The sequence below is a fragment of the Candidatus Saccharibacteria bacterium oral taxon 488 genome, assembly GCA_013099195.1.
GTDB lineage: Bacteria > Patescibacteriota > Saccharimonadia > Saccharimonadales > Saccharimonadaceae > Nanosynbacter.
The window spans coordinates 720,827-736,400 of the sequence record CP039999.1 but is presented as its reverse complement, the minus strand read 5'-3'; the positions used below and the strand labels follow the sequence as shown (position 1 = coordinate 736,400).

Here is a 15,574-nt window from a genome sequence, read left to right as displayed (position 1 = left end):
TAAATATAAGCTAGCTGTGCAAATAAAGCAATAGCTACTCGGATCTTTGGGTGCAAGAAATGGTGTCCTTAAGCTGGAGTTTTGTACTATCAGGATTCGTAATGTTATTCCTTCAGGCAACCATTCTCCAGAGCCTTGGTAAAAGCATCTATGTGAGTTAAAATCGTCCCAGGAGAATATACACAACGATGCACCTGAGAACAAACTTGCAATGGGCAGAACGCCCGTTTGGTGACCCAGAGCGCCCGTTTGGTCGAGAACGAAGTCTCGTTGCTGCGCTCGATGTTGAGTGGACAAAGAATTTCCGGGTTCGGGGAGCGTCAAAACCGTTTTGCTACTCGTGGGCCATCATTGACCTTGCACATGTTGATTCACTGGAGGATCAAAGTCTGCTCGAATTTGGATTTAAGTCGGTCTATCTGGAATCAGAAGACGAGGTGCCGCGGCTTCTGGAGATGATCGAGTCAGATATTGCTTCCTCGCGGACATTGTCCGGCGTGACCTTTGCAGGTCACCAACTCTGCGCCGATTTGTCAGTACTAAAACGATCGTTGCCAATTGCAACAGAACAGGTGGATTGGCTATACGACAAGTGGAGAGAGCGGCGGCAAAATCAGGCGGTAATTGACACGAGGTACGATATCGATCGTCTGACGCCGATAGCCAGCCGGCGCCTCGTCGATGTGGCTGAGGATCTTGGGCTTGATGTGACGCAGCCAGAACTCGCAAAAGGCTCGATGACCAGGCTACACAAAACCTACCTCGAAACACATCAGGCGGATATTTTTGAAAAGCTTGCTGTACTCAATCTTCGCCACAGCCTATCGACGGCGCTCATCGCAGCTATATATCTCGGTGCTGCGGTGCCACGGCCTTTGAATGTTAACAACCTCCTGAGTGACCATCTGGCACATGATTTTGAATATGTGAACTCTTCCGAGTTTATGGAACTGGTGCACTGAGCTTACTACGGGCGACCGAAATGGACTAGTAATTTTGCTAGGTTGCTACGAGCTAGTCCCTCCCCATTTTTAACCATTCATGCTACAATCAAGTATTATGACGGAGCATTTACAGCCAACTTAACTATCAAAACAAGAACAGCCGGTGGCGTCAGCGAGCGGAGAGCTGGAGATAGCAGCATGCAGGTGGTGTGGGCCATATCTGCGCGAGAGACGGCTCGGGAAGGAAGCTCTAAAAGCAGAGGAAGATACGACTGCTAATCAGACAGGGCGCTGTATAGAAAATGACTTGGAATCAGAAGAGTGTCCACACAGACGCAGACAGAATAAAGTGATTTCTATCTTACGGGAGCGGGGAGGGAGCATGCGACTCCTTGAGTTGCTCGACTATCTCACCAGTCAAGAGGTTGGTTTCTTCGAAGGTGAAGCCGTCCAAGCGTTGAACGATGATCCTCCGGAGGAGCTTGACATCAACCGCGCTACAGGTTTGGTGCAACTGCGAGAATCCGTAGCAGCCTAGAAAGAGTATCGACCCACATGAGCGAAAAAGCTCCTGAACGAATCAGATCCTCTAAGCACTCGCCCATCTTGACTAACCCCACCCGACCCCTCATAATATAGCCATACCTTCTGATAAAACCAACATGAACACGCTGAAACTCAAACGATTTTGGTACCACGTGCGTCACGATTATTTGACGCTGAATAATGTTGTGGTTGCGGCGGCGGCACTGATCGCGCTGAGTTGGGCGTGGGGGTCGATCGAGTCGATGCAGCGCAATTATGAACTGCAACAGATGGTCGATCAAAAAAAGTACCAGCTGACGGTCGAGAAGTTGCGCACTGAACTGTTGGCGTATGAATCGAAATATTATGAAAGCGACGAGTACCTCGATCTCGCGGTGCGCCAGCGCCTGGGCCGTGGCTCGCCCGGCGAAAAGCTGCTGATCGTGCCGTCAACCGACGCGGCCAAGCAGCAACCGACCGCCCACAATACGCCGCAAAAACAGCCGACCAGTAACTTCCAGCAGTGGGTCAATTTCCTCTTTGGCGCGCGGCGGACGAGTCAGAACTTGCAAAAATAATTCGTGTTTGCTAAGATGGACAATGTGCCGCGGGGTAGAGCAGCCTGGTAGCTCGTTTGGCTCATAACCAAAAGGTCGCAGGTTCAAATCCTGCCCCCGCAACCATGTTTCATTGATTCTTCGGCCTCATGAGTTGAGGTCGTTTTTAATATCCTTAGCGTATTGATCTACCGACAAGTTTCGTCGATCCAGTCAAGATACGGCTGTGATCCAGCAGTAATATCAAATGAGATTATCTCTGCTACGTCATAGCTATGGAGCGACCTGACTACTCTTTCAATTGCCACAAAGTCATCTTTGCGCGACTTGATAAGCATCAAGATCTCTGTATCGCATTCAAATTTTCCTTGCCAAATGTAGGTTGACTGAATCGGCAGCAGCTGCACACACGCGGCCAGTTTTTGCTCGACGAGGGCCTTGGCGATGTTCTTCGCTTCGCTCTCTTTTCCTACTGACACCATGGTCATGGAGTATTTACTTTTCATGGCAGTCCCTTATTGCTATTATAGCAAGACCTTCAAAGCTCTCTGGTATAATTAAGTTTATGACACACTTAGCAAGTAATGATGACTTTGTATTTTTGGGCTATGATGTTAATGAGGTAAAAAATTCCATCCATTGTCATTGGCGGATTGGGGAGTATGACTTTACGGAGGTCTTTGTTTTTCCCGGAGGCGGTGACTGGAAGCAACCTGCTGTTAAATATGCTGTAAAGTGGCTCTTCTTGCTTGCTGGCGTATCTTACTACAAAACCCTGGCGCCAGCTCGTTTAGATATGTCGGGTATGAAGTTGCGCGATGATGAGGTAAAGTTCCTTGAACAGTATTATCGCCAAGGTCTCGGTGAATTTGCCTATCGGGCAGATCTCGCGCATCCGGGTCAAGGGATTTTTCAACGGGTGAGTGGGCTTGAGATTTCCCATTATGAACTGGATAAACAAAATTTATCGCATCAGAGCGTATCGCCAATGCAGCAATGTGACCCCCTCGTTCCATTTGGCGGCGGGATTGACTCATTGGTTAGTATTGAACTCTTGAGAGCAGCCGGTATCACGCCAACGCTGTTCATCGTCAATAAAGAAGACATAGCCTTTCCAGCGGTTGATAACCCTGCGGCCGCAACAGGGCTTTCTGTTATCCGAGCCGAGCGATACCTAGATAAACAATTGGGAACGACGCCTGGATTTTTGAACGGGCATGTACCGGTTACCGGAATTATTTCGGCGATGGCTGTCGTTGCGGCAGCACTGGCTGGAAAAGATGCTGTGGTCATGTCTAATGAGTGGTCAGCATCGTCCCCGACGCTAGTAACGGCTGATGGAATACGTGTTAATCATCAATATTCAAAATCTGAGGAATTTGAATGTGGTTTTAATGGGGTGCTCGTGGCGCCGGGACTACCTAACTATTTTTCCCTACTTCGCCCGTGGTCGGAACTATGGATTGCGCAGCAGTTTACTAATAGGTGTGCTGCTTATTTTGATACATTCTGTAGCTGTAACAAGGCGTTTATTCTTGACGAAGCAAGGCGTTCTCAGGGGTGGTGTGGTGCATGCGATAAATGTGCATTTATTGACCTCATTCTCTCTCCTTTTTTGTCGAAGGCGGCGCTTGAGCGGGTGTTCTCTGGCATTGAGCCTCTTCAGAACCCAGATCTTGTGTCATCATTTCGCGGGCTTTTAGGGATGGATGAGAATATCAAGCCGTGGGAATGTGTCGGCGATGTTGGAGAGTCACGAGTGGCGATGCGGCTAATGTCGCGACGCGAGGATAGGCGCCATGGCGGTATTGACCTTGGTGTCAAAGGCTTGTTAGATAATTTACCAAAAGACCCTGAGCCAGACTTCTTGACACCAAACGGTCATCGTGTACCAGGAAGGTATCTTCGTGCCGCTTGCTTGGAATGATCTAAGGGGGCTTTCTGTGGGGGTTCTCGGTGTTGGTGCCGAAGGCTTGGAAACGGCTTATAGACTTAACAAGCTAGGCATACCGTTTCAATCTTTCACTACTGATTCCCAAGAAAATCTGGCGGAACTACTGAAATGCCAGGTAGTGATAACATCTCCCGGTATCCCGAAGAACTCGGCAGTAATCAGAAATCTTGTTAAAAACAATACCAGGGTAGTTACGGGGTTAGATCTATGGTTGCACTCTAGGGACTCATTGGAAAATGTTGTTTTAGTATCAGGAACGAAAGGTAAGTCAACGACGTCTGCTTTATTATGTGAATTGCTAAGGGCGGCTGGTAAGACTGCCTTTTTATGTGGAAATGTTGGGACGCCGCCATGGGGTAGGGAGGCAGATTCTCTTGCTCAAGAGCCGGATTTTTGGGTTGTCGAGACCTCTAGTTATCAGGCGGCCAACCTCACAACGGCGGCTCCACTTGTTATCATTACTTCCCTAAGCGCTGACCATCTGACCTGGCACGGGTCGTTGCAGAATTATTATGAGGATAAATTATCGATTTGCACGAAATACACACCATGTACAGTTATAGCTAATGGTGACTCCCAGGAGCTTAAGAAATATCAGCATCTCATGGGGTCAGATGTGCGCTGGGTAAGTCTCAACGATAAGCTAGCAAGTGAACTGAGGCCTCATCTCAATATTTTTGGGGAGCACAACGTCAGGAATGCACTTTTAGCGGTTGCAGCACTATCGCAATTGGGAGTGAAGTTAGAGCGGCAAAAACTCTATTCTGTATTACAAAATTTTAAGTCATTACGACATCGCCTTGAGGTGGTGGGTAGTGTGGGCGCAGTTGTGTTTGTCGACGATACACTGTCAACGAACTGTCTTTCAACGATTGAAGGAATCCATGCGATCAAGGGGCCGCTTGCTCTGCTATTAGGTGGGGCTGATCGAGGTATTGACTATGATAGTTTAGCTAAGGAAATTTGTGATCGTCTAGAAGCAACAATCGTTGTAACAATGCCTGAGAATGGTGCGAGGATTGCGAAAGCTATTACTGATCGTCTAGATAGTGCTAATTGTCATATTGTTGCTTTGTTCCAGGCGGTATCTTTGTCTGCTGCAGTAGCAGTTTCGTTTCAATATCTATCAGGGTCAGGTGGTACGGTACTTCTCTCTCCGGCGGCGCCCTCCTTCGGATCGTTTCGCAACTACAAAGAGAAAAGTGATTGCTTTCGCTCTTGTGTTGAGGAACTAAATACGGCTAACCTGAGAGTTTAGCGAATACCGACATCACGCTGCCAATTTCCCCGCCGCAATGCGTACCGCCTCTGACCAGGCAACGAAACAATTTGGTGTGCTCATCAATTGTTTGGCGGTTAGGCCGTGACGGATGGCGAGGCTGAGGCCGGTCATCAAGTCGCTGGCGCCCGGTGCGACGATGGTGGCGCCGAGCAGGACACCTTTTTTGTCGCTGATCAATTTGACAAACCCACTGCGCCGGTCGGTGATGTTGCTGCGAGCGGTCAAGGTCAGCGGTGCTAGGGCGATAGTTATCTTCAAGTCACGACGCAGGCAGTCGTCCTCGTCCAGTCCCGTCCGGGCGATCTGCGGGTCGGTGAAGGCGATCGTCAAACGCGGTGTATCGTCAAGCGCGATGAAATTACGGTGTAGTAAGTTGTGTGCAGCGGTGCGGCTGTGGCTGAGGATGGTGTGTGTCTGTGCCTGAAGGTCAACGACGCTGCCAGCTGCAAAGATGTGCCGTGCCGAAGTCTGCATCGCTTCGCTGACTTGAATGCCATGTTCAGTATATGCTACGCCCGCATTTTCTAGGCCAATGTCGGTCGTCGGTAAGCGATCATCGGCGATGAGAATCTCATCAACGCGCACTGAATGCTGCTGGCCGCCACGAGCGTAGGTGACGCGCTTTGCGATGCCGTCTTTTTGGACGGCGACCAGCTTTGTCTGGGTGAGGATGTTCATGCCGCGCTGTGCCTTGGCGTCAGCGGCGATCAGTTCGCCAACTTCTTGGTCAAACTCGGGCAAGATACGCCCGGCGGTCTCGGCGACATACACCTTGCTGCCAAAGGTCGAGAACAAATATGCCAGCTCCATCGCTGTCGTGCCAGAGCCGACAACGAACAGTGTTTTGGGCGGGCGTTTGAGCGAGAGGATAGTTTGTGGTGTGTGATAGGCCACTTCGTCGAGGCCTGGGATGTGATCATCGCGCCAGGTTGAGCCGCTAGCGATCAGGAATTTGCGCGCTGATAAGTGGCGGCGGCTGACGGTAATCTCGTTGGGACTGAGAAAGTGGGCGCTGCCGGTAAAGACGCTGATGCCTTGTTTCTCGTAGTAACTGCGGTTGCCGCCGGTGCCGGTGCGCTTGATGGCGGTGTCTTTCCAGGCGAGTAGCGAAGGATAATTATAGCCGACCGTGCTGGTGCGCAGGCCGAACTTGGCTGCTGTTTTGGCCTCGTAATAGACGTCAGCGGTATAGAGCAGGGCGCCAGTCGGAATGTCGCCCCAGTTTGGGGACTCGCCGCCAAAGGTACCGCGCTCGATGATGGCGACTTTCTTGCCAGCGCGCGCCAAGACGGTTGCGGCTGGTGAACCGCCAGCGCCGCTGCCGATGACAATTACATCATAATCAAAAGTTGGTTTTTGTGCCATGTGCCCCCTACATGATTGTCTTATGGTGTTGATAAACAAATGCTGCGTCGGTGTGTAATTTCTGTAGTAACTGCGTCGCGCGGTGTCGGATGTCGTTTGTGGTAATTTCTGGCCGGGTCTCGCACCAGCTCATCACGCCGAGGGTGACTGACTTGGCGATATCATCAGCTTGGCCTTCGGGTGTGCGGATACTCAGGCAGGTCGCCATGATAGAGTGGTGGAGTTTTGTCGGATCAAATTCTTCGCTCGGTCGTTTGCCACGCTTAACGACATCGATGATTGGTCGGTTTGGGTGCCCTTCTGACATCAAAAACCTCCGTAGCTGACGATGCCAAGTACTCGATCAACGAACAAAAAGCCGCCCAAGATGATCAAGCTGCCGCCAGCTGCAAATTGCAAGAAACGTTTATGCGCCATCCGCCACTGTTGTAGATGGGCGAGGGAATGGCCACTGCCGACCAGCATTAATACGACGACCAGTGATAGCAGCGATATGACGACGTAAAGGGCGATGGCGATGAGCCGCCACTCGGTTGATGGTAGTAGGACGGTTGCCAGCCCCGCCGCTGCCATTGGCCCGATGATAAACAGTAACTCGGCCACCACGCTCGCCATCCCGAGACTAAAGGCCTCGGCGCTGTGACGCGTCGCTTTTGAGCGCTTTGATAGGTAGGTCGCGAAGCTGCGCGGTAGCCACAAGGCCGTACCTTCGCCTCGTCGGTAGTACACCGCCCAAGTCGCCACACCCAGCCCGACCATCAGCCCGCAGATGATGGCCGCTACCAGCTGCTCGGCCTGAGCGGCGTGATGAATGACCAGCGACAGATAGTAGACGATCGCCGATATTAGCAGTGCGGTCAGCACCAACACTCCACACACAAATCCATTCATCAGTCGCAATACTTTTCGGCGGGCGGTTTGCTTGCCGAGGGAATGGCCGCTGAGCAAGGTCAAGACGCTGACGCTGAGCTGAAAACTAGCGTGGATCAGTGCCGAGAAGGCGACGATGGCGAGTGATGAAATGATAGCCGGGGTCATGTTTGTGTAAAATCCTCTCCCTCCAGTTTATCACAAGCGGTTTGCTGAGGGAAGCCGGTGGGAGCATTGGTCGGGTAATGATGCGAACTGTCATACTATTGCACTTATGTCAAATGTGTGCTATAGTAAAGCCACGGTTTAACAAACACAGAAAGGCAACAACATGGATATCACTGAGCACGAGCTTGGGCAATTTTTAGCTGCGGTCAATAATGACCAGCTGCGGACATGGCAGCGCCGGCGGACGTGCGAGGAGCTACGTTCATTGGTAGTGCGGCGACTGGAGCTGCTGGACGAAGAAGGCGTGGAGCTGGCAGCTTAGCTCTGTGGGCAGTACGGATCGGCCTTTGTTTGGGTAGCAGTTTGGTCTCATCTGACAGATAGGCTTTTGAGGCGGTTGAGATTTTCTGACTCGTTTGGTACAATTGGTGACGTGTGGCACCGTAGCTCAGCTGGTTAGAGCGCAGGACTCATAAGCCTGAGGTCGGTGGTTCGGGTCCACCCGGTGCTACCAGAATTGTTTTTTATCCGCGGTCTGTATGGGCCGCGGTATTTTAATATGTGGATGACACATTGCGCACGCTATTACAAGAGTTGACGATAGGATGATATTTTCGTGAAAATAATATTTGAGTTAACTCACAGTATTTCACGTATCATCTGGGCGATTGCTCGGGCAAATCGCTCGTGACCCGCTGCTGTCCAGTGCAGTCCGTCTACACCGGCCTTGGCATATGTGTTGGCGTCGAAAAACGCAACATTATATTTAGTAGCATAGGTTCGAATTTTTTCAGGCAGTGCAGTTAGTGTCGCCACGGCTGTATCATCAAAGTGCCATGCCGATCGCGGTACGATTGCCTCGTTGAACAGGCCAGCAGGGTCTGGGATGAGTGGTGCAACAAGTAGCGGTGTGACGTCTGATTCGTGACAATACGTGACGTAGTGCGCCAGTGCCGTCACGATCGCCTCAACTGGTCGCTGGTGGCAGAGCTGGGCATCATTTGTTCCCAGCATGATGATGGCGATGTCGGGCTGATGACTGGCCAGGCACGGCGGAAAATACGTCCAGCCATTTCTCGACGGCTTGGCTGGGTCAGGATGATCAAGGTCAGTCCGCCGACCGCCTAGCCCCTCCTCGATGACATAATATTGGCGTGCCTCGTCCGCTAGCAGCGCCCCCAGTCGCCGCGGCCAGCGCACTGACTCGTCATATCGCGCGTTCGTATCGGGCCGCTGCCCAAAGGTGTTGGAATCACCAAAGCAGAGGATGGTTGTCTCGTGCATAGTGAGTATTGTATCACGTAGCCCCGCAGTATGTGTCATAATATCCTCATGAAGCGACTGATTGCGGTATCGGGTGGAGTGGACAGCGTGGTGCTCCTCGACAGCGTATTGCGGCATGGGCAGGACGAGGTGGTGGTGGCTCACTTTGATCATGGAATTCGGGCAGAATCGGCGGCCGATGCGCGGTTCGTGGCGGGGCTAGCGCGCCGGTATAATGTGCCATATGTTACCAGGCGTGAGGAATTGGGGCCGGCAGCCAGCGAAGATGTGGCGCGTCAGCGGCGGTATCAATTTCTCTTTGACGCGGCGGCGCGCTGGGGTGGGCGGGTGACGACAGCTCATCACCAGGATGACGTGATCGAGACGATAGCACTCAACCTGCGGCGTGGTACGCGCTGGCGGGGCTTGGCCGCCATGGGCGATCAGCGGATTGAGCGGCCGCTATTGGAATGGACGAAGCAGGACATATATGATTATGCACTGCGCCACCGGTTGGAGTGGGTGGAGGACGTGACGAACCAATCAGATGCTTATCTGCGTAATCAGCTGCGCCGACAGTTGCAAGCGAAGCTGACTGATCAGCAGCGGGCGGTGCTTGGTCGGCTATGGCGTCAGCAATGGCAGCTACGCCAAGAGATTGACCAAGAGACATTGCGGTTATCGTCACGTCTTGGCAGTCGTTATTTTTGGGTGCATATCCCGATTGAGCCAGCGCGCGAGCTACTCCACCGAGAAGTGCAGCGACTGACTGGCGTGTCGCTGCTCTCAGCGCAGCTGGATCGACTGCTGATCGCTATCAAAACTGGTCGAGCAGGAACGGTGTGGCAGCCGGCCGCCAGTGTACGGGTGAAATTATCTACAAAAGGTGTTACAATAAAACGAGTGACTCGCTAGGACGAAAGAGAAAGGATTATGTGACGTATGGCAGGAAAGACGCCAAAGAATACTAAGAAAGGGGTCGGGCAGGTTGCTCGGCTGGGACTGTTTTGGGCAATCATTGTTTTTCTTGGGCTGGCAGTGTATGCGGCGCTGTCACCAAATAGCAACTTGAAGAATGTCGCGTTGACCGACGTAGTGCGCCGGGCAAATGCCGGGGAGATTGCCAAGATTGATATCCAGGGCAACGATCTGAAAATTACTCCCAAAGGTCAAAAACAGCCGACCGAGAAATCGGTCAAGGAATCCGGTAGTACGATTTATGAGCAAGGTTTGAACAAGGACGCCAAGGTCGAAATTAACGTTCTGCCACCATCGCAAACCGGTGAGGTGCTGTGGAATCTGACGGTGATGATCGTGCCGGTGGTGATCATCGTGATCTTCTTCATGTTCATGATGCGCCAGGCCCAAGGGCAGAATAATCAAGCGATGGGCTTTGGCAAGAGCAAGGCACGGCTATACGGCGAGGATAAAGAGAAAATTGTGTTTGAGGACATCGCCGGTAATGATAATGCTAAGCAGGACTTGCAAGAAGTCGTCGATTTCTTGAAGCATCCAAAGAAGTACAAGGAACTAGGCGCTAAGATTCCGAAAGGCGTATTGTTGGTCGGTAATCCGGGTACCGGTAAAACCATGCTGGCGCGGGCAGTGGCTGGCGAGGCGGGTGTGCCGTTCTTCTCGATTTCTGGATCAGAGTTTGTGGAGATGTTCGTCGGTGTTGGTGCTAGCCGGGTGCGCGACCTTTTCTCAAAGGCCAAGAAAAATGCGCCGTGTATCGTCTTTATCGATGAGATTGACGCGGTGGGCCGCAAGCGCGGCTCAGGTATGGGCGGCGGCCACGATGAGCGCGAGCAAACCCTGAACCAGATTTTGGTGGAGATGGACGGCTTTGATGGCGACACTAATGTGATTGTGCTGGCGGCGACTAACCGGGCGGATGTGCTCGATCCTGCCCTGCTTCGGCCGGGGCGGTTTGATCGGCGGGTGACAATTACTCTGCCGGAGCGCAAAGATCGCGAGGCGATTCTGAAAGTTCATTTCAAGAAAAAGCCGACCGACGAAACGGTTGACCTGGATAAATTGGCCGCCAAGACGGCTGGCTCATCGGGAGCGGATCTCGCTAATATCGCCAACGAAGCAGCGATCATCGCCGCGCGCCGTGACAAGAAGAAAATTACCAACGAAGAATTAACCGAGGCATTTGAGCGGGTAGCGATCGGACCGGAGCGCAAGGCTAAAGTTATGAACGACCACGAGAAGGAGCTGACAGCGTACCACGAGGCGGGCCACGCCATTGTTGGTCACGTCTTGCCAGACTCTGATCCAGTTCACAAGGTGACGATCATTCCGCGCGGCGGTACCGGCGGCGTCACCTGGTTCTTGCCGCCAGAGGATAAGAGCTACACCAATGTCTATGAGTTCAAGGATATCTTGGCGCGGGCGATGGGCGGCCGGATCGCTGAGCAGATTATTTACGGCGATGACGGCATTACTACGGGTGCTGGCTCAGATCTGCGTAAAGCCACTGAGATTGCCCGCGATATGGTGATCGAGCAGGGTATGGGTCAGAGCCTACGCGATCAAGTATTCCACGAAGACAACGGCGGGCTGATGTTTGACAAGATGACCCGCGAACGGCCGTATTCAGACGAGACTGCCAAATTGATCGACCAGGAAGTGTCGCAGCTGATCACCGAGGCCAAGCAGCGGGCGATGCTGGTGCTCAAAGCCAATCGTCCGTTCCTTGACAAATTGGCTGAGGCGCTGCTCAAAGACGAAACCTTGGAGGAAGCGGCGGTGGACGAGATTCTTTCGGGAACGAAACTGCCAAAGGAAGCAAAATTGCACGCATAAACTGCTATGGGGCGTGTTCGTAACGTTGTCAACAAGATTAATCAGCGGCTGACAGTCAAGTTGGCCGCCACGATTTTAGCAAGCTCAATGTTGCTGTCGAGCCTGCTGGGGCTGCTGCGCGATCGCTTTTTGAATGCGGCGTATTTCCCTAACGAGAAGGCTCACTTGGCTGGCTATCCAGTCGGGCTGGACGCCTATACGGCAGCGTTCATGGTGCCGGATTTTATGTTTGCGATTCTGGTGTCGGGGGCGCTGAGTGTTACTTTCATTCCGGTATTTAACGAACGGTGGATCAAGGGCAACAAGCAATCAGCCTGGCAAATTAGCTCGAGCATGATTAATTTGATGGCATTGGTGACGCTGGTAACGAGTGTTCTGATCATCGTTTTTGCTGATCCGCTGATGAAATATCTGATCGCGCCGGGGCTGAGCGAGGCTGGCCACGCATTGGCAGTCAGTATGATGCGGGTAATTGCCGTAAATCCGCTGATTTTTGCGGTGGCGGCGGTGATCGCCAGCATCCAGCAGGCGGTCGGTCGCTTCACCTTCTATGCGCTGGCGCCGATGCTGTACAATGTCGGGATTATCATCGGTACGCTATGGTTTACCAATGGTATCAATCTGTTCGGCTGGCAGATCTTTGATGGTGGCATCATGGGCGTGGCACTCGGCGTGGTGCTCGGGTCGGTGCTGCAGCTCATCGTCAGTGCGGTTGGATTGATCGGTCTCGGTTTTGATTATGATTTCAAGATTTATTGGCGTAATCGCGGCTTTCGTAAAGTCCTGTCGCTGCTGCCGGCGCGCTCGATTGATCAGGGAATGGATTATGTGGTCAGCCTAGCCGAAGTCAACTTGGCCTCGCGGATGGGCGATGGTATTATCCGTCGTTATAATCAAGCACTGACGCTACACATGATGCCAATCAACCTCATCGGCGTCGCTATTTCCAACGCTGCCTTTCCGCAGCTAACTGAACGCCTCGCCTCAGAGCGGCCGGATCTATTTCGTAGAGACCTGCGGTCATTTCTCAGGACGGTGATTTGGATGATTATCCCGATTTGTGTGGTGACGTTTTTCGCGCGTGGCTACGTGGTGCACTTCATCAATAATAATGGTGACCCTGTCATGGCGAACATTCTCGGCTGTTTGGTAATGGCGATTTTATTCAGGACGGTATACCACATGGTGGCGCGTGGATTTTATGCGCAGCAGGACACCAAGACGCCGATGTATGTGTCGATTTTTGCGATTGTGCTGAATGTGGCGCTGGCGGTGATACTTGGCTACTACGTGAAACTTGGCCCGTACGGCCTAGCCTGGGCACAGTCGATCGTGGCCTTTGTCGAGGTGGTGATTTTATGCATTATTTTAGGGCGGCGTATGCCACAGCTGTTTGATGCGACGTTTGTCAAAGCGGTCGCCAAGATGGCGCTGGCCGCAGTGCCACTAGCGGTAGCGTGCTATGTCAGCGTGTTGGTAATTCCATTTCGAGCGTCGGATGACAGCTTTTTAGGGGCGCTGCCCAAGTTTGGGGCGATTACGATTTTCAATTTTGTCGTGTACGGTGCGCTGTCCAAGTGGCTAAGGCTGCCAGAAATCGACCCAGTTTTGGCGCGAATTAAACGCCTGCTGTTTTCGCGATTTGATATGAGCAAGTTGAGGCACTGATGAAACCACTGACCAGTATCCGCAATTTTTGCATCATCGCTCATATTGATCACGGCAAATCGACGCTGGCTGACCGGATGATGGAGATGACGGGGACGGTGGAGAAGCGCGAGATGAAGTCGCAGCTGCTGGATAGTATGGATCTCGAACGTGAGAAGGGGATCACGATTAAGCTCGCGCCAGTGCGGATGAGATATGAATATCAGGAGGTGGAAGTGAGTGGCACATCACCGCTCCCATCGTCGAAGACTCTTGCAGAGTCTTCACGTCGGTCGCTAGACGCGGGTCCTGTCAGTCGATCCGCCCCTTCTTCTGAAAAATCAGAGATTTCTTCAGAAGCGGGCGCTACCCCATCGACTGCCACCCGCTTAGCGCAGTCTGATTCTCGGGTTTGTGCAGATGTTGGCGTGAATGGGCTGGCTCAGCCAACTGTCTACGACCTCAATCTCATCGACACACCTGGTCACGTCGATTTTAGTTACGAGGTGTCGCGTAGTTTGCAGGCTTGCGAAGGTGCGGTGTTGGTGGTCGACGCTAGTCAGGGCATTCAGGCGCAGACGCTGGCGAATGTGTACCTGGCGATGGAGCAAGATCTCACGATTATCCCAGTGCTCAACAAGGTTGATCTGCCGGCCGCTGATGTGCCGCGGGTGTCCAAGCAGGTGATCAATTTGCTGGGCTGTGATGAGAGCGATATTATTCATATCTCGGCCAAAACAGGACAGAATGTCGATCAAGTTTTGGGGGCGATTGTTGAGCGAATTCCAGCACCAAAAGGTCAGCCGGACGACCCGACGCGGGCGCTGATTTTTGATAGTTATTATGACGATTATCGCGGTGTGATTTTGTATGTGCGAGTAGTTGACGGTCAAATTAAAAAAGGTGAAGCGATCCACATGATGGCGACCGGCGCTAACGGGCTGGCACTAGAAGTTGGCCATCTCAGCCCTGGTATGATTCCCGACCTGTCGCTGGATACCGGTGAAATTGGCTACATCGTCACTAACCTCAAAACCACGCGTGAGGCACGGGTGGGCGATACGGTGACGTTGAAGAGGTATATGGACTGAGAAAATGGTTAATAGAATGGGCGAGCGGAAGATGTTGACTGGTAGCGGGCATTCGCGAACCACTGAGTATGAAGCAAGTAGTCTTGCGGCTGGCGAGTGTCGTCTTGAGGAGTTGAGGCTTACAATTACTGTGACAATAGCTGCAACAATGATAAGTTTGTATGCTCTTCCAGAATCAGTTAAATGGGCGTATACAATAAGGCCAGCCACAATTATCCCTGGGCTACTATCTCTTTTATACATTATTCTTTTAGCGTCTCGTCTTAAGTATAAAAATAAAAGTATGATTGGTGATCTTTACATACCTCGTTCCTTTCAGTCCGGTATATATGATTTTGCTATTAATAATTTTTGGGCCTCCTTCATTATCGGGGTTATATTCGTAAGTGCAAAAGCACTGGGCTGGGATGGCGAATTAAATAGTTTCGGAGTACTAAAGGGGGCTATCATAGCATGTCCTGCACTATTACTCTTGGCTATATGGATGTCTCATAGACGCCAAAAAGAGGAGGGGCGAGAGAAAACGGATAAGAATTGAACAGAGTGACAGTAAGGTCGCTTGGCTAGGAATAATTGATTATTTACTATTGTTAATAGAAGCGTTACAATGAGCAGAATATGTCAGATAGTATAATTGTCAAATTGCTCCCTCGCCATAAATAAATCAAGCATTCTGCTTCGTAAACTTTTTCTGGTATCAGGTATGGTTTTGATAAAGTTGTCGATACACTGGCCCCTAGGGAGTGAAATCATTGAAGATCAGGCGATATTAGTCCCAGATAGTATGAAGCATAGCATCGACCCTTGGGAGGCGATGCAATGGTATCCGCAGCGTATCACGTTGGTAACGAGTGAATTTATGCCACGCGTAATGTGCCGCGCTGGATGGCTGAGCCGATCATGTCGATGGCTATCAGTGCCAAGACTCAGAATAAGGCCGATCGTGAAAAGATAGCATCGGCTTCTCATCTGGTTCTTTTTACGACGAGAGAAAATAGTTGGCGTGAAAGGGTGTGAGTTTAGATCGGACGTTGCGGTAATTTTTGTTGACTGCTACGAAACTGAGGATTGCGTGCCTATCTGAACCAGCCGAACGA

Annotated in this window: 13 protein-coding genes, 2 tRNA genes and 2 pseudogenes; 12 read left to right on the top strand and 5 right to left on the bottom strand. The window is 51.7% G+C overall.

Annotated features, from left to right (window positions below; genetic code table 11):
* Window positions 1–188: 188 nt before the first annotated feature.
* From FBF28_03945 to FBF28_03935, 3 genes are all read left to right on the top strand, one after another.
* Window positions 189–962, top strand: coding sequence for a hypothetical protein (locus FBF28_03945; protein ID QJU08682.1), 774 nt, complete (start codon window positions 189–191; stop codon window positions 960–962).
* Between the two features lie 644 nt (window positions 963–1,606).
* The gene (locus FBF28_03940; protein ID QJU08681.1) at window positions 1,607–2,047 is read left to right on the top strand and encodes a hypothetical protein; all 441 of its coding nucleotides are present in this window, start codon (window positions 1,607–1,609) and stop codon (window positions 2,045–2,047) included.
* Between the two features lie 28 nt (window positions 2,048–2,075).
* Window positions 2,076–2,152, top strand: a tRNA-Met gene (locus tag FBF28_03935).
* A gap of 62 nt (window positions 2,153–2,214) precedes the next feature.
* Here FBF28_03935 and FBF28_03930 read toward each other — a convergent pair.
* Window positions 2,215–2,532 carry a divalent-cation tolerance protein CutA gene (locus tag FBF28_03930; protein QJU08680.1) on the bottom strand — a complete coding sequence of 106 codons (318 nt, stop codon included), beginning with the start codon at window positions 2,530–2,532 and terminating at the stop codon, window positions 2,215–2,217.
* A gap of 59 nt (window positions 2,533–2,591) precedes the next feature.
* On the opposite strand from FBF28_03930, the gene FBF28_03925 reads away from it, so the two are divergent.
* Both FBF28_03925 and murD read left to right on the top strand, forming a co-directional pair.
* On the top strand, window positions 2,592–3,953 hold the full coding sequence (locus FBF28_03925; protein ID QJU08679.1) for a hypothetical protein: 1,362 nt from the start codon (window positions 2,592–2,594) through the stop codon (window positions 3,951–3,953).
* Entirely contained in the window at window positions 3,910–5,238 is a 1,329-nt protein-coding gene (murD, locus tag FBF28_03920) for a UDP-N-acetylmuramoyl-L-alanine--D-glutamate ligase (GenBank protein ID QJU08678.1), read from the top strand. The genes FBF28_03925 and murD overlap by 44 nt, the downstream gene beginning before the upstream one ends.
* 12 nt (window positions 5,239–5,250) lie before the next feature.
* On the opposite strand, the gene FBF28_03915 is transcribed toward murD, so the two are convergent.
* The 3 genes from FBF28_03915 to FBF28_03905 are packed head-to-tail and all read right to left on the bottom strand — an operon-like array spanning window position 5,251 to window position 7,665.
* Window positions 5,251–6,627 (bottom strand): FAD-binding protein, encoded by a 1,377-nt coding sequence (locus FBF28_03915; GenBank protein ID QJU08677.1) that lies wholly within the window; start codon window positions 6,625–6,627, stop codon window positions 5,251–5,253.
* A gap of 7 nt (window positions 6,628–6,634) precedes the next feature.
* Window positions 6,635–6,934 carry a hypothetical protein gene (locus FBF28_03910; GenBank protein QJU08676.1) on the bottom strand — a complete coding sequence of 100 codons (300 nt, stop codon included), beginning with the start codon at window positions 6,932–6,934 and terminating at the stop codon, window positions 6,635–6,637.
* The gene (locus FBF28_03905) at window positions 6,934–7,665 is read right to left on the bottom strand and encodes a hypothetical protein (protein QJU08675.1); all 732 of its coding nucleotides are present in this window, start codon (window positions 7,663–7,665) and stop codon (window positions 6,934–6,936) included. The genes FBF28_03910 and FBF28_03905 overlap by 1 nt, the downstream gene beginning before the upstream one ends.
* A 437-nt stretch (window positions 7,666–8,102) precedes the next feature.
* Here FBF28_03905 and FBF28_03900 point away from each other — a divergent pair.
* Window positions 8,103–8,179 (top strand) — tRNA-Met (locus FBF28_03900).
* A 125-nt stretch (window positions 8,180–8,304) separates the two neighbouring features.
* On the opposite strand, the gene FBF28_03895 is transcribed toward FBF28_03900, so the two are convergent.
* Window positions 8,305–9,102, bottom strand: a complete 798-nt coding sequence (locus FBF28_03895) for a hypothetical protein (protein QJU08674.1) — start codon at window positions 9,100–9,102, stop codon at window positions 8,305–8,307.
* Between FBF28_03895 and tilS the strand changes: the two genes are divergently transcribed.
* The 6 genes and pseudogenes from tilS to FBF28_03865 all read left to right on the top strand — a co-directional run bounded on the left by tilS (window position 8,980) and on the right by FBF28_03865 (window position 15,015).
* On the top strand, window positions 8,980–9,843 hold the full coding sequence (gene tilS, locus FBF28_03890) for a tRNA lysidine(34) synthetase TilS (protein ID QJU08673.1): 864 nt from the start codon (window positions 8,980–8,982) through the stop codon (window positions 9,841–9,843). The two genes, FBF28_03895 and tilS, sit on opposite strands and share 123 nt — an antisense overlap.
* Before the next feature lie 27 nt (window positions 9,844–9,870).
* On the top strand, window positions 9,871–11,739 hold the full coding sequence (hflB, locus tag FBF28_03885) for an ATP-dependent zinc metalloprotease FtsH (GenBank protein QJU08672.1): 1,869 nt from the start codon (window positions 9,871–9,873) through the stop codon (window positions 11,737–11,739).
* A gap of 36 nt (window positions 11,740–11,775) precedes the next feature.
* Window positions 11,776–13,407 (top strand): virulence factor MviN, encoded by a 1,632-nt coding sequence (locus FBF28_03880; protein ID QJU08816.1) that lies wholly within the window; start codon window positions 11,776–11,778, stop codon window positions 13,405–13,407.
* Window positions 13,407–13,607: pseudogene (locus FBF28_03875) on the top strand (GTP-binding protein LepA). Before FBF28_03880 ends, FBF28_03875 begins: the two are co-directional and overlap by 1 nt.
* Before the next feature lie 240 nt (window positions 13,608–13,847).
* Window positions 13,848–14,477 (top strand): annotated as a pseudogene (locus FBF28_03870) (GTP-binding protein).
* A gap of 130 nt (window positions 14,478–14,607) precedes the next feature.
* The gene (locus FBF28_03865; protein QJU08671.1) at window positions 14,608–15,015 is read left to right on the top strand and encodes a hypothetical protein; all 408 of its coding nucleotides are present in this window, start codon (window positions 14,608–14,610) and stop codon (window positions 15,013–15,015) included.
* Window positions 15,016–15,574: the final 559 nt, after the last annotated feature.